This is a genomic window from Agrobacterium sp. ST15.16.024, assembly GCF_027956545.1.
In the GTDB taxonomy this organism is placed as follows: Bacteria; Pseudomonadota; Alphaproteobacteria; order Rhizobiales; family Rhizobiaceae; genus Agrobacterium; species Agrobacterium cucumeris.
On sequence record NZ_JAQKGO010000010.1, the window covers coordinates 111,913 to 136,908 of the forward strand.

23 protein-coding genes are annotated in these 24,996 nt (G+C 58.2%); 6 read left to right on the forward strand and 17 right to left on the reverse strand.

Translation table 11 applies throughout. The annotated features are described in order from the left end of the window. Positions 1 to 11: 11 nt before the first annotated feature. On the forward strand, positions 12 to 797 hold the full coding sequence (locus PL640_RS22220) for an SDR family oxidoreductase (RefSeq protein WP_271363559.1): 786 nt from the start codon (positions 12 to 14) through the stop codon (positions 795 to 797). A gap of 139 nt (positions 798 to 936) precedes the next feature. On the opposite strand, the gene PL640_RS22225 is transcribed toward PL640_RS22220, so the two are convergent. The 5 genes from PL640_RS22225 to PL640_RS22245 form a co-directional block, all read right to left on the reverse strand. Further along, positions 937 to 1,698 (reverse strand): ABC transporter permease, encoded by a 762-nt coding sequence (locus tag PL640_RS22225; protein ID WP_142840156.1) that lies wholly within the window; start codon positions 1,696 to 1,698, stop codon positions 937 to 939. Then, positions 1,695 to 2,621 (reverse strand): ABC transporter ATP-binding protein, encoded by a 927-nt coding sequence (locus PL640_RS22230; RefSeq protein ID WP_271363560.1) that lies wholly within the window; start codon positions 2,619 to 2,621, stop codon positions 1,695 to 1,697. The genes PL640_RS22225 and PL640_RS22230 overlap by 4 nt, the downstream gene beginning before the upstream one ends. Positions 2,622 to 2,725: 104 nt before the next feature. Further along, a complete protein-coding gene (locus tag PL640_RS22235) occupies positions 2,726 to 3,547 on the reverse strand; it encodes a sulfite exporter TauE/SafE family protein (protein ID WP_271363561.1) in 822 nt (273 codons plus the stop codon). Between the two features lie 689 nt (positions 3,548 to 4,236). Continuing rightward, positions 4,237 to 5,547, reverse strand: a complete 1,311-nt coding sequence (locus PL640_RS22240) for an extensin-like domain-containing protein (RefSeq protein WP_271363562.1) — start codon at positions 5,545 to 5,547, stop codon at positions 4,237 to 4,239. A gap of 402 nt (positions 5,548 to 5,949) precedes the next feature. Then, complete coding sequence (locus PL640_RS22245; RefSeq protein WP_271363563.1) at positions 5,950 to 7,764, reverse strand: methyl-accepting chemotaxis protein; 1,815 nt, start codon at positions 7,762 to 7,764, stop codon at positions 5,950 to 5,952. Positions 7,765 to 8,016: 252 nt separating this feature from the next. Here PL640_RS22245 and PL640_RS22250 point away from each other — a divergent pair, with 252 nt between their 5' ends. Beyond that, a complete protein-coding gene (locus tag PL640_RS22250; protein WP_046798183.1) occupies positions 8,017 to 8,331 on the forward strand; it encodes a DUF1883 domain-containing protein in 315 nt (104 codons plus the stop codon). A 176-nt stretch (positions 8,332 to 8,507) separates the two neighbouring features. Here PL640_RS22250 and PL640_RS22255 read toward each other — a convergent pair whose 3' ends face one another. Next, positions 8,508 to 9,824 carry a replication-associated recombination protein A gene (locus tag PL640_RS22255; protein WP_271363564.1) on the reverse strand — a complete coding sequence of 439 codons (1,317 nt, stop codon included), beginning with the start codon at positions 9,822 to 9,824 and terminating at the stop codon, positions 8,508 to 8,510. Next, a complete protein-coding gene (locus PL640_RS22260; RefSeq protein WP_271363565.1) occupies positions 9,821 to 11,227 on the reverse strand; it encodes a DegQ family serine endoprotease in 1,407 nt (468 codons plus the stop codon). Before PL640_RS22260 ends, PL640_RS22255 begins: the two co-directional genes overlap by 4 nt. 172 nt (positions 11,228 to 11,399) lie before the next feature. Between PL640_RS22260 and PL640_RS22265 the strand changes: the two genes are divergently transcribed. Further along, positions 11,400 to 11,753, forward strand: a complete 354-nt coding sequence (locus PL640_RS22265; protein ID WP_271363566.1) for a lysozyme inhibitor LprI family protein — start codon at positions 11,400 to 11,402, stop codon at positions 11,751 to 11,753. 15 nt (positions 11,754 to 11,768) lie between these two features. On the opposite strand, the gene PL640_RS22270 is transcribed toward PL640_RS22265, so the two are convergent. From PL640_RS22270 to ilvD, 3 genes are all read right to left on the reverse strand, one after another. Then, complete coding sequence (locus PL640_RS22270) at positions 11,769 to 12,770, reverse strand: serine hydrolase domain-containing protein (protein ID WP_271363575.1); 1,002 nt, start codon at positions 12,768 to 12,770, stop codon at positions 11,769 to 11,771. A gap of 76 nt (positions 12,771 to 12,846) precedes the next feature. Then, complete coding sequence (locus PL640_RS22275; protein ID WP_271363567.1) at positions 12,847 to 14,490, reverse strand: sulfatase-like hydrolase/transferase; 1,644 nt, start codon at positions 14,488 to 14,490, stop codon at positions 12,847 to 12,849. Positions 14,491 to 14,674: 184 nt separating this feature from the next. Beyond that, positions 14,675 to 16,516 carry a dihydroxy-acid dehydratase gene (gene ilvD, locus PL640_RS22280; protein WP_271363568.1) on the reverse strand — a complete coding sequence of 614 codons (1,842 nt, stop codon included), beginning with the start codon at positions 16,514 to 16,516 and terminating at the stop codon, positions 14,675 to 14,677. A gap of 312 nt (positions 16,517 to 16,828) precedes the next feature. Here ilvD and msrP point away from each other — a divergent pair, with 312 nt between their 5' ends. Together msrP and msrQ are read left to right on the forward strand one after the other, a co-directional pair. Continuing rightward, the gene (gene msrP / locus PL640_RS22285; RefSeq protein WP_142840166.1) at positions 16,829 to 17,770 is read left to right on the forward strand and encodes a protein-methionine-sulfoxide reductase catalytic subunit MsrP; all 942 of its coding nucleotides are present in this window, start codon (positions 16,829 to 16,831) and stop codon (positions 17,768 to 17,770) included. Between the two features lie 2 nt (positions 17,771 to 17,772). Continuing rightward, positions 17,773 to 18,420 (forward strand): protein-methionine-sulfoxide reductase heme-binding subunit MsrQ, encoded by a 648-nt coding sequence (gene msrQ, locus PL640_RS22290; RefSeq protein ID WP_271363569.1) that lies wholly within the window; start codon positions 17,773 to 17,775, stop codon positions 18,418 to 18,420. On the opposite strand, the gene PL640_RS22295 is transcribed toward msrQ, so the two are convergent. Next, the gene (locus PL640_RS22295) at positions 18,374 to 18,802 is read right to left on the reverse strand and encodes a ribosomal maturation YjgA family protein (protein ID WP_271363570.1); all 429 of its coding nucleotides are present in this window, start codon (positions 18,800 to 18,802) and stop codon (positions 18,374 to 18,376) included. The two genes, msrQ and PL640_RS22295, sit on opposite strands and share 47 nt — an antisense overlap. Positions 18,803 to 18,857: 55 nt before the next feature. Between PL640_RS22295 and PL640_RS22300 the strand changes: the two genes are divergently transcribed. Then, positions 18,858 to 19,730, forward strand: coding sequence for a DUF817 domain-containing protein (locus PL640_RS22300; RefSeq protein WP_271363571.1), 873 nt, complete (start codon positions 18,858 to 18,860; stop codon positions 19,728 to 19,730). A gap of 190 nt (positions 19,731 to 19,920) precedes the next feature. On the opposite strand, the gene rplQ is transcribed toward PL640_RS22300, so the two are convergent. The 6 genes from rplQ to secY all read right to left on the reverse strand — a co-directional run bounded on the left by rplQ (position 19,921) and on the right by secY (position 24,804). After that, on the reverse strand, positions 19,921 to 20,346 hold the full coding sequence (gene rplQ, locus PL640_RS22305) for a 50S ribosomal protein L17 (RefSeq protein WP_006313985.1): 426 nt from the start codon (positions 20,344 to 20,346) through the stop codon (positions 19,921 to 19,923). Between the two features lie 120 nt (positions 20,347 to 20,466). Next, positions 20,467 to 21,477 carry a DNA-directed RNA polymerase subunit alpha gene (locus PL640_RS22310; protein ID WP_003495228.1) on the reverse strand — a complete coding sequence of 337 codons (1,011 nt, stop codon included), beginning with the start codon at positions 21,475 to 21,477 and terminating at the stop codon, positions 20,467 to 20,469. 195 nt (positions 21,478 to 21,672) lie between these two features. Continuing rightward, entirely contained in the window at positions 21,673 to 22,062 is a 390-nt protein-coding gene (gene rpsK, locus PL640_RS22315) for a 30S ribosomal protein S11 (protein WP_003495225.1), read from the reverse strand. A gap of 138 nt (positions 22,063 to 22,200) precedes the next feature. Further along, positions 22,201 to 22,569: a 30S ribosomal protein S13 gene (rpsM, locus tag PL640_RS22320; protein ID WP_003507791.1), complete on the reverse strand. Its 369-nt coding sequence runs from the start codon at positions 22,567 to 22,569 to the stop codon at positions 22,201 to 22,203. 307 nt (positions 22,570 to 22,876) lie between these two features. Further along, positions 22,877 to 23,467, reverse strand: a complete 591-nt coding sequence (locus PL640_RS22325) for an adenylate kinase (RefSeq protein ID WP_142840170.1) — start codon at positions 23,465 to 23,467, stop codon at positions 22,877 to 22,879. Then, positions 23,464 to 24,804 carry a preprotein translocase subunit SecY gene (secY, locus tag PL640_RS22330; RefSeq protein ID WP_142840171.1) on the reverse strand — a complete coding sequence of 447 codons (1,341 nt, stop codon included), beginning with the start codon at positions 24,802 to 24,804 and terminating at the stop codon, positions 23,464 to 23,466. Before secY ends, PL640_RS22325 begins: the two co-directional genes overlap by 4 nt. Positions 24,805 to 24,996: the final 192 nt, after the last annotated feature.

Below are 24,996 nucleotides of genomic sequence, written 5' to 3' on the forward strand. Positions count from 1 at the left end.
AAGGAGGAGACATGAGGCGCTTTGAAGGTCAATCCGTATTCGTGACCGGAGGCAATAAGGGCATCGGATACGGCATCGCCCGCCGTTTTGCCGAGGAAGGTGCAAAAGTCGCCATCGCCTCTGTCGACAGGGACACCCATGACGCCGCCAGAAAACTGGCGGACGAAACCGGCGCCGTCACACACGGCGTCATCCTTGATGTGCGTGATGCGGCAGCGGTGCGTGAGGCCTATGGCGCAGCCGAAGAGGCGATCGGCGCGCTGTCCATCTCCGTCCAGAATGCCGGCGTCATCACCATTTCCAAGATCGAGGAACTGACGCAGGAACAGTGGGATTTCAATCTCGACGTCAACACCAAGGGCGCGTTCCTCTGCTGCCAGGAGGCGATCCGCCGCTTCCGCGAAAGCGGCATCAAAGGTCGTCTCGTCAACACCGCTTCCGGCCAGGCGCGTCAGGGCTTCATCTATACCCCGCATTATGCCGCCTCGAAATTCGGCGTTATCGGTCTGACGCAAAGCCTTGCCAAGGAACTGGCGCCTGAGGGCATCACCGTCAACGCCATTTGCCCAGGCATCATCCATACCGAAATGTGGGACTATAACGACCGCGTCTGGGGCCAGATGCTGGGCGATTACAAGCCGGGCGAACTAATGGCCGAATGGGTACGCAACATCCCCATGCGCCGCGCTGGAACGCCCGCGGAAGTGGCCGCACTGGTGGCGTTTCTGGCCTCCGAGGATGCGGCATACATCACCGGCCAGACGATCAATGTCGATGGTGGGTTGATCATGTCTTGAGGGCTCGCGACCTCTCTCCTCCCGTCATCCTCGGGCTTGACCCGAGGATCCATCCCCACGCAACCATGGATCCTCGGGTCAAGCCCGAGGATGACGGCACTGTAGAGAAGTCTTCAGTGACAGGCAGTAATCCGCAATGTCAGTTGCGCAGCCGATACCCCGTCTTGAACATCCAGGCGACAACGCCAAGGCAGAGCCCCAGAAACAGCGTGATCATCGCAAGGCTGATGACGGGATTGACGTCGGCGATCTCGTAAAAGCTCCAGCGGAAACCGCTGATGAGATAAAGCACCGGATTGAAGTGGCTGACCGTCTGCCAGAAGGGCGGCAGCATGTCGATGGAATAGAAGCTGCCACCGAGGAAGGTCAATGGCGGCACCACCAGCATGGGAATGAGGTTCAGCTGCTCGAAATTCGTCGCCCAGATGCCGATGATGAAACCGAACAGGCTGAAACTGACAGCCGTCAGCACGAAGAACAGCACCATCATGAACGGGTGGGCAATGTGGATATCCACGAAGAACGTGGCCGTGATCAGAATGATCGTGCCGATCATCAGCCCCTTGGTCGCCGCCGCCCCGACATAACCGGCGACGATTTCCGTCATCGAGACGGGCGCGGACAATATCTCATAGACCGTGCCAGTGAATTTCGGGAAATAGATGCCGAAGGAGCCGTTGCTGATACATTGGGTCAGAAGCGTCAGCATGATCAGGCCGGGCGTTATGAAAGCGCCATAGGAAACGCCGCCAACTTCCTGAATCCGCGAGCCGATCGCGGTTCCAAACACGATGAAATAGAGCGAGGTGGAAATGACCGGAGACACCACGCTCTGCAACAGGGTGCGCCGCGTGCGCGCCATTTCGAAAAGATAGATGGCCTTGATGGCTTCGAAATTCATTTCTGGTCTCCCACCAGCGAAACGAAAATATCCTCCAGCGAACTCTGTCGCGTGGAAATATCCTTGAAGTGGATGTTGGCGGCGGAAAGGGCACCCAGAAGATCGGCCATGCGCCCCTGCTCGCCATTATCCTCGATTTCATAGGTGATGGTGCAGCGATCGTCTGAAAGCGTAAGCCCGAAGGGCGCAAGGCTTTCCGGCAACTGCTCCACCGGCTGCGCCAGTTCAAGGAAAAGCTGCTTGCGGCCGAGTTTCTTCATCAGCGCCGTCTTTTCCTCGACCAGCAGCAGCTCGCCGCCATTGATGACACCCACGCGGTCGGCGATCTCTTCCGCCTCTTCGATGTAGTGCGTCGTGAGGATGATGGTGACGCCCTTGGCGCGCAGCTCGGAGACGACATTCCACATGTCACGGCGCAGGGTCACATCCACACCGGCGGTCGGCTCGTCGAGGAACAGCACCTTTGGCTCATGCGCCAGCGCCTTGGCAATCAGCACACGCCGTTTCATGCCGCCGGAAAGCTCCCGCAGCATATTGTCCTTCTTGCTCCACAGCGACAGGGATTTGAGGATGCGCTCGATCAGTTCCGGGTTCTTCTTCTGCCCGTGCAGGCCGCGCGAAAAGCTGACGGTGTTCCACACCGTTTCGAACTGGTCGGTCGTCAACTCCTGCGGCACGAGACCGATCAGGGCGCGGGTCTGGCGAAAATCCTTCACCACATCATGCCCGCCGACAAAAACGGAACCGTCACCCGGATTGACGAGACCACAAACGATGGAGATCAGCGTCGTCTTGCCGGCACCGTTCGGACCCAGAAGAGCGAGGATTTCTCCCTCTCTGATATCAAGGCTGACGCCTTTGAGCGCCTGAAAGCCATTTGCGTAGGATTTGGTCAGATTCCGTATCGAAACAATGGCATTCATCGCGAATCTTTCGAAAAACCGAGTAAGATGCACGCCATATAGGCCGTAGAATGCGCAAATGCCAGTCCGGAGGCCTGAACACTGCGTTCGGCAATCGAGGAAAATCAGCCGTAAACGCTGTAGAAAAACTGCGCCGCGACGAAGACCAGAAACACCCCGAAGGCCCGCTCCAGCTGCTTTTTGCTAAGCGCATGCGCCAGCCGCGCGCCATAGGGCGCGACCACGAGCGTAATGGGGATCAAGAGCACCACGGCGATCCAGTTGATGAAGCCGGTTGAAAATGGCGGCAGGCCCGCATCACCCCAGCCGGCCCAGATGTAACCCAGCAGCCCCGGCAGCGAAATCAGCACACCGACGCCGGAGGACGTGGCAACCGCCTGATGGATGGTGCGCCCGTAAAGCGTCATGAAAGTATTGTTCATCACCCCGCCGCCCACGCCCATCAGGCCGGAGAGAAGGCCGATGCCGGTGCCCACCAGAAACCGGACCGGGTTTTGCGGCAGGTCGGAACCGAGATGCCAGCTCGCCCGGTTGAAGACCATCCGAAAGGCGAGCGCCAGCGCGATGAAGGCAAAGATCAGCCGCAGCGCAACACTGGAGGCATGGGCGGCCACGACGGATGCGAGGATGGTGCCGAGCGGCACGGCGACGATCCAGCCCTTCAGAAGGTCGATATCAACCGCGCCCTTCTGGCGATGGGTCAGAAACGAGCGGATGGAGGTCGGCACGATGATGGCAAGCGAGGTGCCGAGTGAAAGATGCATGCGCACCGCCTCCGGCACATCCAGAAGCCCGAAGACATGGTAGAAAACCGGCACCAGAACCGCGCCGCCGCCAATACCGAACAGCCCTGCGAGAAGGCCGGCGATGACGCCGGCCGCCGCAAGCGCCGCAGCGAAGACCATTACCTCTGAAACAGGGGGCATGAAGGTGGGCTCCTGGCGGCCGTTGTCACAAACATGTGATCCTCATAGCGTATCAGAGACGGGCGGCAAGCCATGTTGGCCGCAGGTCAGTACGGCGCGATGTCTTTTGCCGCATATCCGCGCCGGATGGACCACTTCTTGGGACCATGTCCCATTGCATGCCCTTGCAAAGACGCCGATATCCCCCCGATAAGGCAGTCTTCTTCACCGGCCTTCGGGCCGGTCTTTTTTTGGGTATTTGACAGGGGCGTAGGTGTTGGGAGATGGATCACAACAAACGCCGATCTGTCCAGCGAATGTCGTCCCGTGCCACCAGGCAGGTCTCACCGAACGTCCTAGGTGTTAGCTTTCAGGAGGTTGTTCGTTGACAGTGGACCGGAGGTGCGTGGGGCTTACCCCCCTCTGCCCTGCCGGGCATCTCCCCCACAAGGAGGGAGATCGGCAAGGGGCGCTACCTGCACCTCATTCTCGAGCTTGAGATGGGCGAGACCTTGCCGCAGATCGATCTCCCCCCTTGTGGGGGAGATGCCCGGCAGGGCAGAGGGGGGTAAACCCCACGCACCCTCGATCAGTTGTCAACAAACAACCTCCTGAAGCTCACACCTGGAGCATCGGATCTAAAAGTGTATTGCGGTTTTCAAACAAAAACTGAGAGCGGCGGGACCGATTTCGATTTATCGCTCGCCGCTCTAATCGCAATGCCTGTAACCCGACTTGCGGGTACGCAGGTCAAAGTGAAAATGGTTCCAGTGGTTGGGATCGCTGCCCGGCCCGAGAACGGTCGAGAAATATTTGCAGCTGTCGGACCTCACCGCCTTCAGCAGCGCCTTTTCGCGGAAGGCGAAGAAGTTCTTGCTGCGGACGTCGATTTCCTTGCCGTTCTTGAGCGTGATGGTGCCGATATCGATGGCGTTGCCGCGCGCATGTTCCGACCACGGGTTGCTGGAGCGCGAATTCATCTTGCGGCAGGAATAGCCACCCATCGGCGTGATGCGGCCGACGCCTGAGAGATAACGGAAGCGCGAGGACGGCACGAGCTCGAACTTCACCCATTTGGCGAAGGCGAGCGTGACCTGGCAATTGAGCTTCACCGCCGGGCGGATGGCGACGCCGCTGGCAAGTCCGCTGAGTTCGATCGGATAATCGATGCCGCAGGTCGGACCATCGGCGATACGCGCAACATCGCGGAAAGCGACGCCAAGACGACGCAGTTCGGAGCGACAGGCAACTTCGGAGGAAGGCATGACGCCGGGCGGCATGCTTGACCGGTTGCTTTGTCCGCCGCGCGCCATCGGATCATTCGGCATCAACATGGCAACCTCCTCCACCGGCTGGCGGCGGGAAGACGAGCCGACGGGTGGCGGCGGTATCAACCGTGATTGACCGGCGCTCTGCTGCCGGCGAGGAGGAGAAACGGCCATCGGATTGTCGGTGCCGATACCATCCACCACCGGCTGCTCCGAAACGCCTTCGGCAATATCCGCATCCTGCTCTTCCGCAAGTCCACGAACCGGTTCCACGCCCAGCATGGAATCCATGTTCACCCCTCCCTCACCTTCAGCAATTTGGCTGCCGGCCATCGGTTGCGGAGACATGGTCTGACCTTGCGTCGCCTGGTTTGGCATCGCCTGATTTGACATCGTCTGCGTCGAGGCGCTGTGGCCGCTCGCCGCCATGCGCGCCTGATGCTGGGTGTCGAGTGTGGAATAGCCCTGTCCGCCCTGTGGCGATTGCAGCAGGGGGTCCTGCGAAGCGTAAGGCTCCGGCATCGGCTGCGACACGGCTGCGGGATAATCGGAGGCCTGCCCGGCCCGCTCGGCCTGATAGACCGCGCCTGACGGTGCGCTGTAGCCCTGCTGCCGCGACGACCTTATGGCGCTGACACGCGTGGTGCCATCCACCTCCGCCGGTGGCACGAGGCCTTCCGCCGAACACGACACCATGACCGTGGAAATCATCAGCAACGTCACAAGACGACGCGGAAGGGAAACATACGCCATACGAGAACCTGTACCTTCAGCGGCCGCAAACGCGGCAATACAGGTCAAATTTTAAAGAAATGAGGTAAACGAAACCTTATTGGTTGCGGGAAATAACGAACCGGCCAGTTTTGGGGTGTTCGAAAACCCAGCGCAAACAAATTGCTTCCGTCATTCCGGCCTTGAGCCGGAATCCAGCCGACGCGCGTCAGCGCGGCGGGAAGGACTCTTTTCAGCCCAAAGATTTGGGCTGGCTGGATACCGGCTCAAGGCCGGCATGACGGGAGGAGAAAACTTGGTGAAACAGTAGCCGCTGGAATGCGCGAAGTGCTGTGCCAAAACGTCAGAAAGACATCTAGAATCAAGCCTCAACAAAAAGGGCGCAGCCAAGCCGCGCCCTCCAATTACCCCAAGCGGATCAACTCACGCGGCCCGAGAAACCTCGCGCCCTACCCCTTGTCCGAGTTCGAAACGGGAAAGCAGTGAGCGCAGCTGCTGGCTTTCCTCGGCAAGCGTCTGGCTGGCCGCCGTTGTCTCTTCCACCATGGCGGCATTCTGCTGCGTCATCTGATCCATATGGTTGACGGAGGTATTGATCTCCTGCAGGCCGGTTGCCTGTTCCCGCGCCGCCGTGGCGATGGAATTCACATGACCTTCCACGCGGTTGACCAGCGCCACGATCTCTTCCAGCGCATCGCCCGTGGAACGCACGAGCGCGACACCGCCGCCGACCTCTTCTGCCGAACGGTTGATGAGGGTCTTGATCTCCTTGGCCGCGTTGGCGGAGCGTTGCGCCAGCTCGCGAACCTCCTGCGCCACCACGGCAAAACCACGTCCCGCTTCGCCCGCCCGTGCGGCCTCAACCCCGGCATTCAGCGCCAGCAGATTGGTCTGGAAGGCGATCTCGTCGATGACGGAGATGATCTGACCGATGCGTTTGGAGGAATCCTCGATACGACCCATGGCATCAACGGCGTTTCGAACGATCTCGCCCGAGCGGCCGGCACTGGTTTTCGTGTCCTGCACCATCTGCCGCGCCTCATTGGCCCGTTCGGAAGCGGTGCGCACGGTGGCGGTGATCTCGTCAAGGGCCGCTGCCGTCTCCTCCAGCGCCGCCGCCTGCTGTTCGGTCCGGCGTGAAAGATTACCCGTCGCGCCGCTGATATCGGAGGCACTGTCATTGACGACATCGCCGGTTCGGGCAATCGCCTCGATGGCGCCGTGCAACGCGCCAACCGCACGATTGAAATCCATGCGCAGTTTTTCATAATCCGCGCCAATATCGGCAAGCTCGACGGTCAGATCGCCATTGGCAAGCGCCTCCAGCGAATTGCCAAGCTGGGTCATGGCATGGGTCTGACGTTCAGACGCGGAGCGCAGAACTGTTTCATTGCCCCGCCGCGCCTCTTCCAGTGCCCGCTGCTGGTCAGCCTCACGGGCCTGCAGGGCGCTGCGCTCATTGACGCTGTCACGCAAGACCAGAAGCGTCTTGGCAATCGCGCCGATTTCGTTGCGGCGGTCAGCGAACTGGATTTCGGCCGCGCCGTCACCATCGGCGATCCGCTTCATGCTCTGGCGAATAAGGTCGATCGGTCGCGTCACGCTGCGCACGACGGCAGCTGCCACGCCGATGACCAGAAGGGCAGACAGAACGCACAGACCGATGTTGAAATAGGCATCGCTCCAGAACACCGCCTCAAGATCGTCCACATAAACACCGGTGCCGACAATCCATCCCCAGGGGGCGAAACCGGCGACATGGGAAAACTTCTCCACCGGGTCCGGCGCGCCGGGTTTCGGCCAATAATAATCGACAAAACCCTGACCGCCCGCCTTCACCGTGTTCACGAATTCGACGAACAGCGCCTTGCCGTTCGGATCCTTGTTGGCGGTAAGGTCGGTGCCGTTCATTTCAGGCTTGATCGGATGCATCACCATATTGGGATGCATGTCGTTGATCCAGAAGTAACCGCTGCCATTGCCATAACGCATCGCCGCGATTGTCGTTTTGGCTTGCTGCTGCGCGGCTTCCCGTGTCAGGCTGCCACTCTGCTCCAGACGATAATATTGCTCGATAATGGCAACGGCGGTTTCGTTCATCGCCGCAAGCCCGGCTTTGCGCTCGCGCTCCATCTCGTGGAAGGTTTCAAAAAGGCTGAATGTCAGCGCCGCGGTCAATATTGTCAGAAACAATGCGACAAGCGCATAAAGACGCATAGATATCGTAACGTTTTTCATATTCCCCCCAACGCCGACGATGGCATTCCCATCAGCCGATGTTAAAGTTGAAAAATTTATTATCATTAAATACGCATCTTATACGTTAGTATTATTCCCTGCCGTCCACGTGAAACCCGTCGATACTCTCCACAGCCATTCAAAAGCGGCACGGCTGTCCGAAATTCGACGAGCGCGCGCCTGGCTTTAAAGGGCTCGTTAACTCTGGCGTCCTATCCTCCTTTGCCAAATATACGGTATGGGAAGCACGCGATGGCACGGCCGAATTTCCGCTTTACGCATTACGACCTGAAGGAATTGCGGGCTGGGACGACCATTGAAATATCGCTGTCGGCCGTCAACAATGTGCGGCTGATGACAGGCGCGAATTTCCAGCGCTTCACCGAACTGCTCGACTTCAAATATCTCGGCGGTGTCGCGAAAAAATCGCCGATCCGCATCGCCATTCCGGAAACGATGCACTGGCACCTGGTGATCGACGCCGAGGGGCATAGTGGCCTGGCGGAATCCTCGGTGAAGATGCTGCCGGCACAACCGCAGGTCGCGCCGCAGCGCAAAGCGTCCTGATTTCTTCAAAGCATTTCGGCTTTTCTCGCAAACGCCACACGCTCTCGTATCTTTACGCATTTTCCGAGCGTAAAAGCGCCACGCATTTTGACGGAAATTCACTGATAAACAAAGAGATAGCGCGGCTTTGCGACTCTTTTTGCCAAGCACATAATTCTGTTTGTGAAGAACGCCGCCTAACGCACGCCTCGCTCACGGCGCAGCTTCGCCCACCAGTCGAGACGTTTGCGGATTTCCCGCTCGAAACCCCTGTCGGGCGGATCGTAAAAAGTCGTGCGGCCCATTTTTTCCGGGAAATAATCCTGTCCCGAAAAAGCATCCGGCTCGTCATGGTCATAACGGTAGCCGTCGCCGTACCCCTCGCCCTTCATCAGCTTGGTCGGGGCATTGAGAATGTGTTTGGGGGGCACCAGCGAGCCGTTTTCCTTGGCCGCCCGCATTGCCGATTTGAAGGCCGTGTAAACGGCGTTGGATTTCGGTGCGGTGGCGAGATAAACGCAGGCCTGCGCCAGCGCCAGCTCGCCCTCGGGTGAACCGAGATAATCATAGGCATCCTTGGCGGCATTGCAGACGGCAAGCGCCTGCGGATCGGCAAGGCCGATATCTTCCACCGCCATACGCACCAGCCGCCGCCCCAGATAAAGCGGATCTTCGCCGGCATCGAACATGCGGGCCAGATAATAAAGCGCCGCATCCGGATCCGAGCCGCGAACCGACTTATGCAGCGCCGAAATGAGATTGTAGTGACCGTCCTGGCTCTTGTCGTAAACCGGGGCGCGTCGCTGCACGATGCGTGTCAGCCCTTCGGTATCGAAGGTCTCATCCTTGCGCGCCGCCCGCCAGACCTCTTCGGCAAGCGTCAGCACGGCACGGCCATCGCCATCCGCCATGCGGATGAGGCTCGCCCGCGCGTCTTCCGTCAGTGGCAGAGGTTTGCCCTCCGCTTCCTCGGCACGTTTCAGAAGTTCACTGAGACTATCCTCATCATGCGAACCAAATGTCAGCACCCGCGCCCGCGACAAAAGAGCGGCGTTGAGTTCGAAGGACGGGTTTTCGGTGGTGGCGCCGACCAGAATGATGGTGCCATCCTCCATGACCGGCAGGAAGCTATCCTGCTGGGCGCGGTTGAAACGGTGGATTTCGTCAACGAACAGCAGTGTCTGCCGGCCGTTCATCCGGCGGGTGCGCGCGGCCTCGAATACTTTCTTGAGGTCAGCGACCCCGGAAAAGATCGCCGAGATTTGCTCGAAAGCCAGCCCCGCCTCACCCGAAAGCAGACGGGCAACCGTCGTCTTGCCGGTTCCGGGCGGCCCCCAGAAGATCATCGATCCCAGTGAGCCGCTGTCGATCATGCGGCGCAGTACGCCCTCTTCACCCGTCAGATGCGCCTGCCCGCTTACCTCGGCCAGTGTCTTTGGACGCAGGCGATCGGCAAGAGGCCGCCGATTGGCGACCTCAACAGGCACTTGCGGGGCGAAGAGGTCGTCACTCATCGCAGGAACTGCCGGATGCGCTGGCCGTCGCGCAGGATTTCGACCCGCCAGAAACCGGGATTGTCATTCAGCGCCTTCTCGACCGCAGCCGTGGAGCCGATATCCGCGCCATTCAGCGACAGGATCACGTCCTTCGGCTGGAAACCGACGCGATAGGCTGGCGAACCGCGCTTCACATCAGTGATGACCACGCCCGTCACCTGCGACGGCATGCGCAGCTCATCGGCAAGCTTCGGCGAAAGATTGGCGACGGTGGCACCGGCGAAGGGATTGCGGCCTTCGACGAGGCGCTCATCCCGCGGCGCGGTTTCCGGCGCCGTGTCGAGTGCGATGGTCAGCTTCTTTTCCTTGCCCTTGTCCATCACGGTAAGCTCGGCGGATTTGCCGATGCCCGCCGTCGTCAGGCGATAACCCAGCGCATCGGGATGCTCGACCTCGAAACCGTTGACTGCGGTAACCACCTGTCCCGGCTCGATGCCCGCCTTCTCCGCCGGGCCGTCCTTGACGACACTGACGACGAGCGCCCCACGGGCGCGATGCAGACCGAGCGCCTCGGCGACATCAGACGTCACGGGATCGAAAGTCGCGCCAATATAGGGTCGCTGAAAGTTTGCATCACCGCGTTCGGCCGCAGCCACGAATACCCGCACCAGATTGGCGGGAATGGCAAAGCCGATACCGTTAGATCCACCGCCCTTGGAGAAGATCGCGGTATTGATGCCGATCAGCTCACCGGCCATGTTCATCAGCGCACCACCGGAGTTGCCGGGGTTGATGGAAGCATCGGTCTGGATGAAGAAGCCGAAATCGCCCTGCGTCACCTGGTTGCGAGCCAGACCCGAAACGATGCCGCTCGTCACCGTCTGGCCGACACCGAAGGGGTTGCCGATGGCCAGCACCAGATCACCCACCTCGATGGTGTCAGAATTGCCAAGCGACAGCACGGGGAACTGCTCCTTGGCATCGATCTGCAGAATGGCAAGATCGATACGGTCGTCCTTCATCAGCACCTTGGAGGAAAACTCGCGTCCATCCGCCAGCGCTACCTTGATGTCGTCGGCACCATCGATGACGTGGTTGTTGGTCACGACCAGACCGCCGGCGGTGACGATCACGCCCGAGCCAAGCGACGACTGCTTTTCCGTGCGGTTCGGCATCTGCTGGCCGAAGAACTGCTCGAAGAACGGGTCGCCGGCAAAGGGCGACAGACGCCGCTGCACGACACGTTCGGCATAGACGTTGACCACAGCACCCGCGGTGCGCTTGACCAGCGGCGCGAAGGAAAGCTGCATTTCCGTGTGGCTTGACGGTACGGTCTTGTTGTCCTGCGCCTGCGCGCCCGTGGGCAGGAGAATGAGCGCGGCGAGAAAGCCGGTGGACAGATACTTCAACACGCTTCGCATGTGATTCCTCATCGTCATCAGTATGATGGAGTTATAACGCCAAAGCCTGTAAAGCAAAGAGCGGCAAGATGATGGCCAGCCTTTTCCCTGTGCAGGCCGGTTCCGGCAATTGGAACCACCGACGCCCCTTTTTGGTTTCATCCGCATCGATTGTCCTTGAAAGAAACGATCCATGCATCTGAAACAGACTTTCCTCGCCTGCGGCCTCCTCCTCTGCGCCTCCACTCTCGGCTCGCCAGCTTCGGCAGCCAGCTTTGATTGCACCAAGACCGACCTGGCGGCGGATGAAAAGGCGATCTGCGACAATCGCGCCCTGAATGACCAGGACGTGAAGATGGCCACCACCTTCGATATCCTCACCCAGCTGATGGCCATGGGCGCCCGCGACACATTGCGCGACGAGCAGAGCCAATGGTTGAAGAAACGCCAGGAATGCGCGGCGGATGTCGCCTGCCTGACGGGCGCTTACGACGAGCGTATGAAGAAGCTCGGCGAAGCTTTCCAGAGCATCAACAGACCCCTTTGATCGATACGGTGATTATCACGCCGCACGGATGATGTTCTCCATGAGACCGTGCAGCTGATCGCGATAACCGGTTCTGGCTGAAGGCGCATCCTCACGTGAGGTCATCACCACGGACAGGCGCTTGGCGGGAACGATGTAGAGCATCTGCCCGCCATAACCCCAGGCGTAATAGACCATTTCTCCCGCCATCTCCTTGATGAACCAGCAATAGCCGTATCCATCACCGTTGAAGACGGAGTTGGTGCGCTGTTGCCAGGACTGGTCGATCCATTCCTGCGAGATCAGCCGCTCACCGCCGGGCGTCACCCCGCCCCGCCGGTAAAGCTCGCCAAAGGCCAGCAATGAGCGCGCCGTCATCGCCATCTGGTTACCGCCGAGATAAATGCCCTGCGGATCACGCTCCCAGCCACCAATGGCAAATCCCTCCAGCGGCCGAAACCAGTCCCGCGCCAGAGAGAGCGTCGAGCGGCCGGAGGCCCTGGTCAATATCGCCGAGAGCAGATGTGTGGAGCCGGTGGAATAAAGCATGCCACCATCAGGCTCTCCGGCGAAACCGGACCCCAGCGCCATGCGCACCCAGTTGCGGCTGGCGACCCAGCGCCCATAATTCGGGCCGGACATGCGCTCCAGACCGGATTGCATCGAAAGCAGGTTGCCGATGGTGACCCTCTCCAGCCGTGGATCGGGATTCGGCGGAAAATCGCTGCGCAGGATGGTCGCAATCGGCTGATCGGCACCAGAGAGTATCTTCCGGTCGATCGCCATGCCGACCAGTGCCGAAATGACCGATTTCGATGCCGACTTGATGTTGGTGGAGCCGTTAAGGCTCGCACCATGATAGGCGCGGCTGGCGACCTCCGCCCCGTCGATGCTGACGATGACGGCCTTGAGGCTCGAAAGCGTATCTGCCTCGCCAAGCAGCGTACTAAGGCGGGCGCGGCCCCCGCTCGTCTGAGCAAGAGCGATAGAAGCTAAAGGCAAGCTACCAAGAAGGGCGAGTGCGGTTCGTCTTTTCATTTGGTAGAAGTAGGATTTCTCAACCACGACAAAACCCTCCCTCTCAACCACTCACTCCATTGTGAATGGCAAGCCCTCACATCACATTTGAGCCGGGAGTTTCGCTCCTCTTCAATCCCCATACGCGCTCACGCAACTTCCAATCTGCAAGAATCGCCCGATCGAATGTCTCAAGCCCCCACTCACCTACAAGCGTTGGCGCTTCCGAAAAAAGTGAGACGCCAAGTCCTGCCCTGCGATCAGGCAATATGTATCCAAGAGATTCAAGAATAGTTGGAAATACATCCACCATCGTTGCACGTTTATCGGACTGACTGTTTGCGGAAATTCCTTCATTTTCGCGCGTACTGAAGATAAAAAAACTGTTTCGCCTTTGCAGCTTCTTGAGCTTTCGATCCAATTCGTTGCGCATCGCCAGATGATCACTTTGCAGGATGACCACAGTATTTTCCAGCAGTCCCTCAATTTCGAGCCGATCCAGAAAAGCCGCAGTCAATTTGTTCGTGCAATAGAATGCCTGCTCCGTTTGTGTCGGGAATTGTGTGACCTCTGGATCGGTTTCACACTGACGCGAAACATATCCCTTCGGCGTATGTCCGCCGATAGTGGTCAACGTGACGGCAAATGGACGATTGCCGTTTGCCAGCCGCTTAACCTCTCCATAAGCCGCGTGGAACATGTCCTCGTCATCAAGGCCCCAAGGATTTTTACGCAATCCCAAGCTGTTTTCAGAAACGGGATATTGGTGGCCCAACACTTCATAGCCAAGGCTGTTTTGGTAGTTGTGAGCCCTAACAAAATTCTCCGTGCCAGCAAATCGCAACATCGCACCTTTGATGAAACTAAGATCGTAGCCATCACGAACCAGCAGGTCACTGACACAAGTGGCATTCGGCAATACCGCATTCGTCTGGTCGAAATCATTTCGATTGATCGAGCCAAGGCTCAACAATGGTACACCGCATAAACTTGCGACTTGTCCTGCCAATGTCCAGTCCGTTAGCTGCGCCTGCTCAATTCCGTTTGCGGAAAATCCCTTCTGAAACAATGGCAAAAGGGGAGAAGCTAAGGTTCCGAATGCACCGTCTAACAGCGTCCGCTCAGTGCTTTCAAGGTAGATATGGACGAAATTCGGTTGCTTGCCCAAAGGTTTGGGTAGATTTGACGGGTTTACATACACCGCATCGAGATCCTTGGAGTGAGGACCGTAGACTTCAAACAGGTATTGCCCAACATTGACAGTAAAGGGATTGAGGACAAGCAAAGGCAGAAAAACGATTTTTCCAAGCCGTTGAAGTTGCATATCGCCTCGCGCGGCCATTCGCCAACAAATGTAGATCAAGATAAAGGGCTGCAACTCAATGAAAGCCACCCGTGCAACATCCAGGACAACGCCGTTTGATTCCATATCGTATTGAAGATGGAACACGACGGGAGCAATCGAGAATGTACCAAAAATTCGAATATATACGTACCAGATTGCGAATAACAAAAGCGGAAAGATTGGAAGCCACCATCCATAATTGATCGCCCCGTTAGGAATATATTTTATAAATCCGAACATCACAAAAAAACAAGAAAAAGAAATCGCAAAAATCCATAGGAATTCGATATTAAAATCAAATATGTTCACGATCAATGCGGATATTGAAAAAGAAAATACGAAATTCCATACTACCCAATACGATCTTTTATTCCGGTAAAAATCGATTTTAGACAAAATGATGATTCCTAGTGCGATATTTATGCTTTTACACTGGAATAAACTACGATTTTACTAACAACAAACTATGATCAACAAGACAGCCCTGACATAATTAAACAATTTCGGCCAGAAAATATCAGAACAAAAAAGCCGCCCAAAACGGGCGGCCTCTTATCCGGGATCGAAGCTGGTGCGCCCCTTATTCTGTGTCCGGCAAAATCCGCACTGCGCCCTTGTCCGCGCTCGACGCAAAGGCCGCATAGGCCTTCAACGCCGTCGTGACATTGCGCTTGCGCGGTGCCACCGGCTTCCAGCCGAGCTCTTCCTGTTCGGCCCGGCGCGCTGCAAGTTCCGCATCCGTGACCTTGAGGTTGATGGTGCGATTGGGAATATCGATCTCGATCAGGTCGCCCTGACGCACGAGGCCGATGGCGCCGCCCTGTGCCGCTTCCGGCGAGGCGTGACCGATGGAAAGACCTGACGTACCACCAGAGAAGCGACCGTCGGTGATCAGCGCGCAGGCTTTGCCGAGACCCTTGGATTTCAGGTAGCTGGTCGGATAGAGCATTTCCTGCATGCCCGGTCCGCCCTTCGGCCCTTCGTAACGGATGACGACGACGTCGCCCGCCTTGACCTCATTGCCGAGAATGCCCTTCACCGCGGCGTCCTGGCTTTCGTAAACGACGGCCGAACCGTTGAATTTCAGGATCGATTCATCAACACCCGCCGTTTTCACGATGCAGCCGTCAAGCGCGATGTTGCCGTAAAGCACGGCCAGACCGCCATCCTTGGAGAAAGGCTTTTCAACCGAGCGGATGACGCCGTTATCGCTGTCGGTATCCAGATCATCCCAGCGCGAAGACTGGCTGAAGGCAACCTGGGTCGGCACGCCGCCCGGGGCCGCCTTGAAGAATTCACGAACCGTCTCGCTGTTGGTGCGGGTAATGTCCCAGCGATCGATGGCATCGCCCAGCGTCGCCTCGTGCACGGTATAGGTATCGCGGTTGATGAGACCGCCACGCTCCAGCTCGCCGAGAATGCGCATGATGCCGCCGGCGCGGTGAACGTCTTCCATATGCACGTCCTGCTTGGCCGGCGCGACCTTGGAAAGGCATGGAACCTTGCGGGAAAGACGGTCGATGTCCTCCATGCCGAAATCGACGCCGCCCTCATGGGCCGCCGCCAGGATATGCAGAACCGTGTTGGTGGAGCCGCCCATGGCGATATCCAGCGACATGGCGTTCTCAAACGCCGCCTTGTTGGCGATGGTGCGCGGCAAAACGGTCTCGTCATCCTGCTCGTAATAACGGCGGGCCAGATCGACGATCAGATGACCGGCCTCGACGAACAGACGCTTGCGATCCGAGTGGGTGGCAAGCGTCGAGCCGTTGCCGGGCAGCGAGAGACCCAGCGCCTCGGTCAGACAGTTCATCGAATTGGCGGTAAACATGCCGGAACAGGAACCGCAGGTCGGGCACGCAGAGCGTTCGATGATCTTGACGTCCTCATCGGAAATCTTGTCGTCGGCAGCCGCCACCATGGCATCGACCAGATCAAGCGCGACGGTCTTGCCATGCAGAACCACCTTGCCCGCTTCCATCGGGCCGCCGGACACAAAGACGGCGGGGATGTTGAGGCGCATCGCCGCATTCAGCATGCCGGGAGTGATCTTGTCGCAGTTGGAAATGCAAACCATCGCATCGGCGCAATGGGCGTTGACCATATACTCGACAGAGTCAGCGATGATCTCGCGCGACGGCAGCGAATAAAGCATGCCATCATGACCCATGGCGATACCGTCATCGACCGCAATCGTGTTGAATTCCTTGGCAACGCCGCCCGCCGCTTCGATTTCGCGGGCAACCAGCTGGCCGAGATCTTTCAGGTGCACATGGCCCGGTACGAACTGCGTGAAGGAATTGACTACCGCGATGATCGGCTTGCCGAAATCGCTATCCTTCATGCCGGTGGCGCGCCAAAGGCCGCGCGCGCCCGCCATGTTGCGGCCGTGGGTTGTCGTTCTGGAGCGATAGGCTGGCATGGTGTTTTCCTCGATCTCTTGAACAGAAGGGCCGTCTTCCGCAGCACGGTCAAAACAGCCTCTGCCCTATTTTGCGGTTTTTCTAGCGCAAACCGCAAGCCCTGTCACTGTCACCTTCAGGCAAAACAGTACGGTTCGGTACGGTACGCTCCATCTGCTGCTGCCATTCCGGCACTGGCTCATCACAAATGCGCGATTTTCACCGTGCGGTCGTTGTTTTTTCGCACAGCGCTGAAACATATCTGTGCAGCGGTCGTATTGGTTATCATAATCGATTTATCGCCGATGCACCCGGCTTTTGTGGAGGTTGAAATGCCCGCCTATCGTCCGCCCCTCATCGCGGCAAGTGAAATCACGCCGAAGAGTACCTACCTGTCCCGACGCGGCTTTCTCGGCACGGCGGCCGGACTTGCGGCAGTTGGACTTACCGGTCGCGAAGCGATCGCCGCACCGCTTTCCGCAAAACCCGGCGCCTACAAGCTGGATGACAAGCTCACCCCGCTCGATGCCGTCACCAGCTACAATAATTTCTACGAATTCGGCGTCGGAAAATCCGACCCGAAGGAAAATTCCGGCAAGTTCAAGCCCACCCCATGGACGGTGAAGGTGGATGGCCTCGTCTCCAAGCCGCAGGAATTCGGCATTGAAGAGCTGATGAAATACCAGCTTGAAGAACGTACCTATCGCATGCGTTGCGTCGAAGGCTGGTCGATGGTCATTCCATGGATCGGTTTCCCGCTCGCAAGCCTGCTCGACAAGGTCGAGCCGCTTGGCAGCGCGAAATACGTCACCTTCGAAACCGTGGTGCGGCCGGAGGAAATGCCGGGCCAAACCGGCCTGTTCCAGCCGCTGTCCTGGCCCTATATCGAAGGCCTGCGCCTCGATGAGGCGCGACACCCGCTGACCCTGCTTGCCGTCGGCCTATACGGAGAAACGCTGCCCAACCAGAACGGCGCGCCGATCCGGCTGGTCGTTCCATGGAAATACGGCTTCAAGGGCATCAAATCCATCGTCAAGATTTCGCTGGTCGAAAAGCAGCCGGAAACGACGTGGAAAAATTCCAATGCCCGCGAATACGGCTTTTATTCCAACGTCAATCCGCATGTGGACCATCCCCGCTGGAGCCAGGCGACCGAACAGCGCATCGGCGAAGGCGGCTTTTTCGGCACCCAGAACCGCCCTACCCTGATGTTCAACGGGTATGACGAGGTGGCAAGCCTTTATACCGGAATGGACCTGAAAGCGAATTATTGACCATGGCCTTTGCCCTGTCGCTTCCATCGCTGCCGAAGCGTTACCAGCCGGCGACCATCTGGTCGCTATATGTGATCGGTCTCTGTCCGGCCGTCTGGTATTTCTATCTCGCCGCAACCGGCGGCCTCGGCTTCAACCCGGTCAAGGATTTCGAGCACCTGCTTGGCATCTGGGCGCTGCGCTTTCTCTGCCTTGGCCTGCTGGTGACGCCGTTGCGCGACCTCTTCAACATCAACCTCATCGCCTATCGCCGGGCACTGGGCCTGATTGCCTTTTATTACGTGCTCGCGCACTTCACCGTCTATCTGGTGCTGGATCGCGGCCTGATGCTGGGCTCCATCGCCGGAGATATTCTCAAACGCCCCTATATCATGCTCGGCATGGCCGGGCTTGTCATGCTCACGCCGCTTGCGCTCACCTCCAACCGCTGGTCCATCCGCAAGCTTGGCAGCCGCTGGAACACGTTGCACAAGCTCGTCTATCTCGTGCTCATCGTTGGCGTGCTGCATTTCGTGCTGGCACGAAAATCGATCACGCTGGAGCCGGTGTTTTACATCAGCACCATGGTGGTATTGCTTGGATATCGGCTGGTGCGGCCGACGATCATGGCGGCGAAGAGGGCGAAACGCGCGAAAGCCGCCCGGCCATGAAGAATGCGGCCACAATGCCCGCGATGTAACAGACGATATTCCATGGGGAAAAAACGCGACCGAGCAGCAAGGCTCCGGCGGTCGTCGATCGAAACGCGTCCAGCGCCGGAAAATGGACAAGCCGGATGAATTCCACGGCAATAGCGACGAGAATGGCGGCCTGAGCCTCATGACCACGCCAACCGGACGGAAATACCGCCGCCAGCAACAGAAAAACCATGGCTCCCCACAGCACGGATCCGCCATATTTTACCGCCACGAACGGTAACCCAACGTCATAACCGAACCTGCGCAGGCAAAGGCCGCAGACGATCACCACGATCGCCGCCGCCAGAAGCCGGATGCGGGTGAAATAAGATGGGGATACGCGCGGCAGGCCCATACGGCTTCCTTCGGGTTTTCGTATGAAAGGTGACGAAGTGAGATCGGGGACGGAAATGAGCACATCAACAAGCCCGGCCGCAAGTCGCCTCTCCGTCCTGGACAATCTGCTCTGCGATACCTATCCCTGGGGCGAACTCAAGGGCTTCAGGCGCTTTATTGTCGAATTTCTCTATTTCGGCATCAAGGAGGCCCGCGCCTGCCTGTTTGCGGGGTTGTTTTTCATCTCCATCTTCGTCGTGCCGCATGGCGGGTTGTTCGGCATCCCGCGTTATGACGTACTGCTGATCATTGCGCTCGCCATCCAGTTCTTCATGATCTGGAGCAGGCTTGAAACGCTTGATGAGGCCAAGGCCATCCTGCTGTTTCACGTCGTCGGTTTCGCATTGGAGGTGTTCAAGACATCCAGCGCCATCCAGTCGTGGTCCTATCCGGATTTCGCCTATAGCAAGGTCCTCGGCGTGCCGCTTTTCTCCGGCTTCATGTATGCCGCCGTTGGCAGCTACATCATTCAGGCATGGCGGCTGCTGGATGTGCGCATTCGCCACTATCCAACCTACTGGATGGCGACGCTGATCGGCATCGCCATCTATGCCAACTTCTTCACCCATCACTTCATCGGCGACTACCGCTGGTACATCGCCGCCTGCGCCATAGGGCTTTATTCCCGCGCGACCGTGATTTACCGCCCCTATGATCGGGATCGAAAGATGCCGCTGCTCCTCTCATTCGTCCTCATAGGATTTTTCGTCTGGCTGGCGGAAAACATCTCCACCTTCTTCGGCATCTGGAAATATCCCGACCAACTCGGCGCCTGGTCCGTGGTGCATATCGGCAAATGGAGCTCATGGTCGCTGCTGGTCATCATGACCTTCACCATCGTCGCGCATCTCAAGCACATCAAGGCCCGTATCCACGTTCCGGAGTGAAAGAGGATTCTCTGCAGCCAAGCAACTGGCTGGGCAGCTCACGGCTGCGGCAATATTCGCAAATGTACCCGCACGAATGTGCTCAAGGTCGCGAGATCCGCGCCTGCCCCTCCTCCCGATACCAAACGCAAAAAAGCCGGGCGATCTCTCACCCGGCTTTTTAACTCACGACACCCGAAGGCGTCACATATTACGCAGCTTCGGCAGCAGCAGCTTCAGCAGCAACGCGAGCCTTGTCGGCTGCACCCTTGGCGTCAACGTCGCGCTCGACGAATTCCACAACGGCGAGAGCCGCGTTGTCGCCCTGGCGGTAGCCGGCCTTCATGATACGCAGGTAGCCGCCATTGCGGGTTGCGTAACGCGAAGCGATCGCGTCGAACAGCTTGCGAACGGCGTCCTGATCCTTGATCTGCGAGATCGCCTGACGACGAGCGTGCAGGTCGCCGCGCTTGCCGAGGGTCACGAGACGCTCGACGATCGGACGGATTTCCTTCGCCTTCGGAAGGGTGGTGACGATCTGCTCATGGGTGATGAGCGAAGCAGCCATGTTGGCAAACATTGCCTTGCGGTGGCTGGCGGTTCTATTGAGCTTGCGGCCTGAATTTCCGTGGCGCATTGCTATTCTCCTTCTACGCAGGTTCCTTCTCTAAGGCCTGCCGTTTCCTGGCACATGCAGATGACTTATCTGCTGTTTGACGGGGAAAGGCAGTCTTTAAAGGGTCTGCCTTTTTGATTGTTAGTACTGGTCTTCGTAACGCTTGGCGAGATCTTCGATGTTCTCTGGCGGCCATGCCGGCACTTCCATGCCGAGGTGCAGACCCATGGAAGCGAGAACTTCCTTGATTTCGTTCAGCGACTTGCGACCAAAGTTCGGCGTGCGGAGCATTTCGGCTTCGGTCTTCTGGATCAGGTCGCCGATGTAAACGATGTTGTCGTTCTTCAGGCAGTTTGCCGAACGAACGGACAGCTCGAGCTCGTCGACCTTCTTGAGAAGCGCCGGGTTGAACGCGAGTTCGGTAACCGATTCTTCTTCTGCTTCCTTCTGCGGCTCGTCGAAGTTGACGAAGACGCCCAGCTGGTCCTGAAGAATGCGAGCGGCGAAGGCAACGGCGTCTTCGCCGGAAACCGAACCGTTGGTCTCGATCGTCATGATCAGCTTGTCATAGTCGAGAACCTGGCCTTCGCGGGTGTTTTCCACCTTGTAGGACACTTTCTTGACCGGAGAATAGAGGCTGTCCACCGGAATGAGGCCGATCGGGGCATCTTCCGCGCGGTTGCGCTCAGCCGGTACGTAACCCTTGCCGTTGTTGACGGTGAATTCCATGCGGATTTCAGCGCCATCATCAAGCGTGCAGATCACGTGGTCGGGGTTCAGGATCTCGATGTCGCCAACCGTCTGGATGTCACCAGCGGTTACGGCACCAGGGCCCTGCTTGCGCACGACCATGCGCTTGGAATCGTCGCCATCCATCTTGATGGCGATTTCCTTGATGTTGAGCACGATATCCGTCACATCTTCCCGAACGCCGGGGATGGAGGAGAATTCATGCAGGACACCGTCGATCTGCACGGCCGTTACAGCGGCGCCACGCAGAGAAGACAACAGAACGCGACGCAGCGCGTTGCCGAGGGTAAGACCGAAACCACGTTCCAGCGGCTCGGCAACCAGGGTTGCCTTGGTGCGGCTGGACGAGGTGAACTCGACCTTGTTCGGCTTGATAAGTTCCTGCCAGTTCTTCTGAATCATCTTTAAACCTTCCGTTCGCCGCCACCATCCAATCGTGACGGACCGAGCATGAAAACACCGAGAGGAACCTAATTCAGTGGTTCATCAGTGGGTTCTTGAGCGCAAGTCCGTCGATCGAAATCGACGCGCACACGCCAGATACACGAAAATTCCGCCAGACCTGAGGTAAGGCGGAATTTCCGAACCACGGTCGCGTCAGACGCGGCGCTTCTTGCGCGGACGGCAACCATTGTGCGGGATCGGCGTCACGTCGCGAATGGAAGTGATCATGAAACCGGCAGCCTGCAGAGCGCGAAGTGCCGATTCACGGCCGGAACCCGGACCGCAAACTTCAACTTCAAGCGACTTCATGCCGTGTTCCTGAGCCTTCTTCGCGCAATCTTCAGCAGCGATCTGGGCAGCGAACGGGGTCGACTTACGCGAACCCTTGAAGCCCTTGGCACCAGCGGACGACCAGGCAATAGCATTGCCCTGTGCGTCGGTGATGGTGATCATCGTGTTGTTGAAGGTCGAGTTGACGTGCGCGACGCCCGACGTGATATTTTTGCGTTCGCGACGACGGACGCGTGCGGCTTCCTTGGCCATGTTATACCTTTCATTGATCTCTTCACCGCCGTAACACCAGCGGCTACACCGGCGATCAGCCCGTATTCGAGCTTTTCGCCAAACTCAGAAAGGCTGGCGCGGACTGCACCAGCCTCCCCTTTCCGGAGAACCGGAAAATTACTTCTTCTTACCAGCGATAGCCTTCGCCGGACCCTTGCGGGTGCGGGCGTTGGTGTGCGTGCGCTGACCGCGGACCGGAAGGCCACGACGGTGACGCAGGCCGCGGTAGCAGCCGAGGTCCATCAAACGCTTGATGTTCATCGACGTGTCGCGACGCAGGTCGCCTTCGACCTGGTAGTCGCGGTCGATGGCTTCGCGGATCTGAAGAACTTCAGCATCCGTCAGCTGATGAACGCGCTTGTCAGCCGGAAGACCGACCTTGTCCATGATTTCCTGCGCGAATTTCGGACCAATCCCGTGAATGTAGGTCAGCGCAATAACAACGCGCTTCGCAGTCGGGATGTTGACGCCAGCGATACGTGCCACGTCTTTTCTCCTTGGTTCCAGTTGCCATCCGGCAAGTGGTGATTCCAGTCGAGCGACCAACAGGGTCGCCAGTTCAAAATTGATGTCCGTGACAGGTCAAAACGACCGAACCCGGATCTCCCTCCCTTAAGGGAAATCCGCGCCAGTCGCTTGGGATGTCGCGAGTTGGCGCGGTGTTTAACGGAATCAGCGCAAAAAAGCAACCGGCTCCGCCAAGATTCTTTTGCCATCCAAAGGACGAGCTAAATCATGAGAGCGGCAAATCGGGCGAAAATCGCCGGCAGATTTTGCCACCCTGCCCCAGCCTTCAGGCAGAAGCTTTTTCGAGGACGTTTTCGATAGCCTCGGTCACGGCATCGACATCCGCCATGCCATCCAGCGTCACAAGTTCACCCTGCTCGCTGTAATAGTTCGACAGCGGCGCGGTCTTCTCGCGATATTCCGTCAGGCGCTTGCGGAAAGCTTCCGGATTGTCGTCCGAACGAACCGTACCACCGGCGGCAATGGTTTCTGCGACGCGGTTTTCGATTCGGCGAATCAACGCCTCTTCGTCCACCTTCAGTTCGATGACGGCATCAAGGGCAAGATTCTTGTTGCGCATGTTCTCGGCAAGCGCCTTGGCCTGCGGAACAGTGCGCGGATAGCCGTCGAGAATAAAGCCCTTGGCACAGTCAGGTGCTTCGATACGTTCGGAAACGATCTGATTGACGATATCGTCGGAAACCAGCCCGCCGGCGTCCATGACGGCCTTGGCGCGCTTGCCGATTTCGGTGCCCGCGCTGACCGCAGCGCGAAGCATGTCACCGGTGGAAAGCTGCGGGATCCCGTACTTGTCAGTCAGCCGCTTGGCCTGGGTTCCCTTGCCCGCACCCGGCGGACCCAAAAATATCAGTCTCATCGTCCCCTCTTTCCTCCACGCAACTTCGACTTCTTGATCAGCCCTTCATATTGCTGCGCGATCAGGTGGCCCTGGATCTGCGCAACCGTGTCCAGAGTTACACTGACAACGATCAAAAGCGAAGTACCACCAAGGGCTAATGGAATGCCCGTGCGTGCGATAAGTGTCTCAGGAAGGATACACACGAAGACAAGATAAACAGCACCGACCACTGTGATACGGGTCAGGACGTAATCGATGTACTCCGCGGTGCGCTCACCCGGACGAATGCCCGGAATGAAGCCGCCATGCTTCTTGAGGTTATCGGCCGTGTCCTTCGGGTTGAAGACGATAGCCGTGTAGAAGAATGCGAAAAACGCGATCAGCAGGCCGTAGAGCGCCATGAACAGCGGCTGTCCATGCTGCAGCGACGCAATGATGGACGTCGCCCAGCCGGGCAGATTGGTGTTTCCGGCAAAACCGGCAGCCGTCGCCGGCAGAAGCAGCAGCGAGGATGCGAAGATCGCGGGAATAACGCCGGCGGTGTTGAGCTTCAGCGGCAGATGCGAGGTATCGCCCTGGAACATCCGGTTGCCGACCTGTCGCTTCGGATATTGTATCAGCAGGCGACGCTGGGCGCGTTCCACGAAGACGATCAGCGCGATGACGCCGATAGCCACGACGACGACCATCAGAATCAGCGGGGTCGAAAGCGCACCGGTGCGGCCGAGTTCCAGCGTGCCGGCAAGCGCCTTGGGCAGGCCAGCAGCGATACCTGCGAAAATGATCAGCGAAATACCGTTGCCGATACCACGCGACGTGATCTGCTCACCGAGCCACATCAGGAACATCGTGCCGCCGAGCAGCGTGATGACGGTGGAGATACGGAAGAACCAGCCTGGATCGACCACGAGGCCGCTGCCACTTTCAAGGCCGACCGCGATGCCATAGGCCTGCAGCGTACCGAGCAGCACCGTGCCGTAGCGGGTGTACTGGTTGATGATCTTGCGGCCGGCTTCGCCTTCCTTCTTCAACGCTTCAAGCGAGGGCACGACCGAGGTCATGAGCTGCACGATGATCGAAGCGGAGATGTAAGGCATGATGCCGAGGGCGAAAATCGCCATACGCTCGACAGCGCCACCCGCAAACATGTTGAAAAGACCGAGAATACCGTTGGCCTGGCCCTGGAAGGCCTGCGCATAGGCTTCTGGGTTCAGGCCCGGAAGCGGAATATGGGTGCCAAGACGGTAGACGAGAAGTGCGGCAAGAGTAAACCAGAGACGCTTTTTCAGATCCTCCGCCTTAGCGAAGGTCGAAAAATTCAGGTTCGAAGCCAGTTGTTCCGCTGCGGAAGCCATAAATTTCTCCGAATGACCCTTGCCAGCCAGCAAAACCGGCCGATGCGGAAAGGTCTAAAAGATACCGGTTCAAAAACCGGGCTTCGGACGAACACGGCTTTGCGCCGCCATCATGCCTCACCCTGTTTTTTTATGTCCTATCCCCTCCCCTATGGAAGTTCAAGAACTGTGAGGCTCTCCCTGCAGCACTTT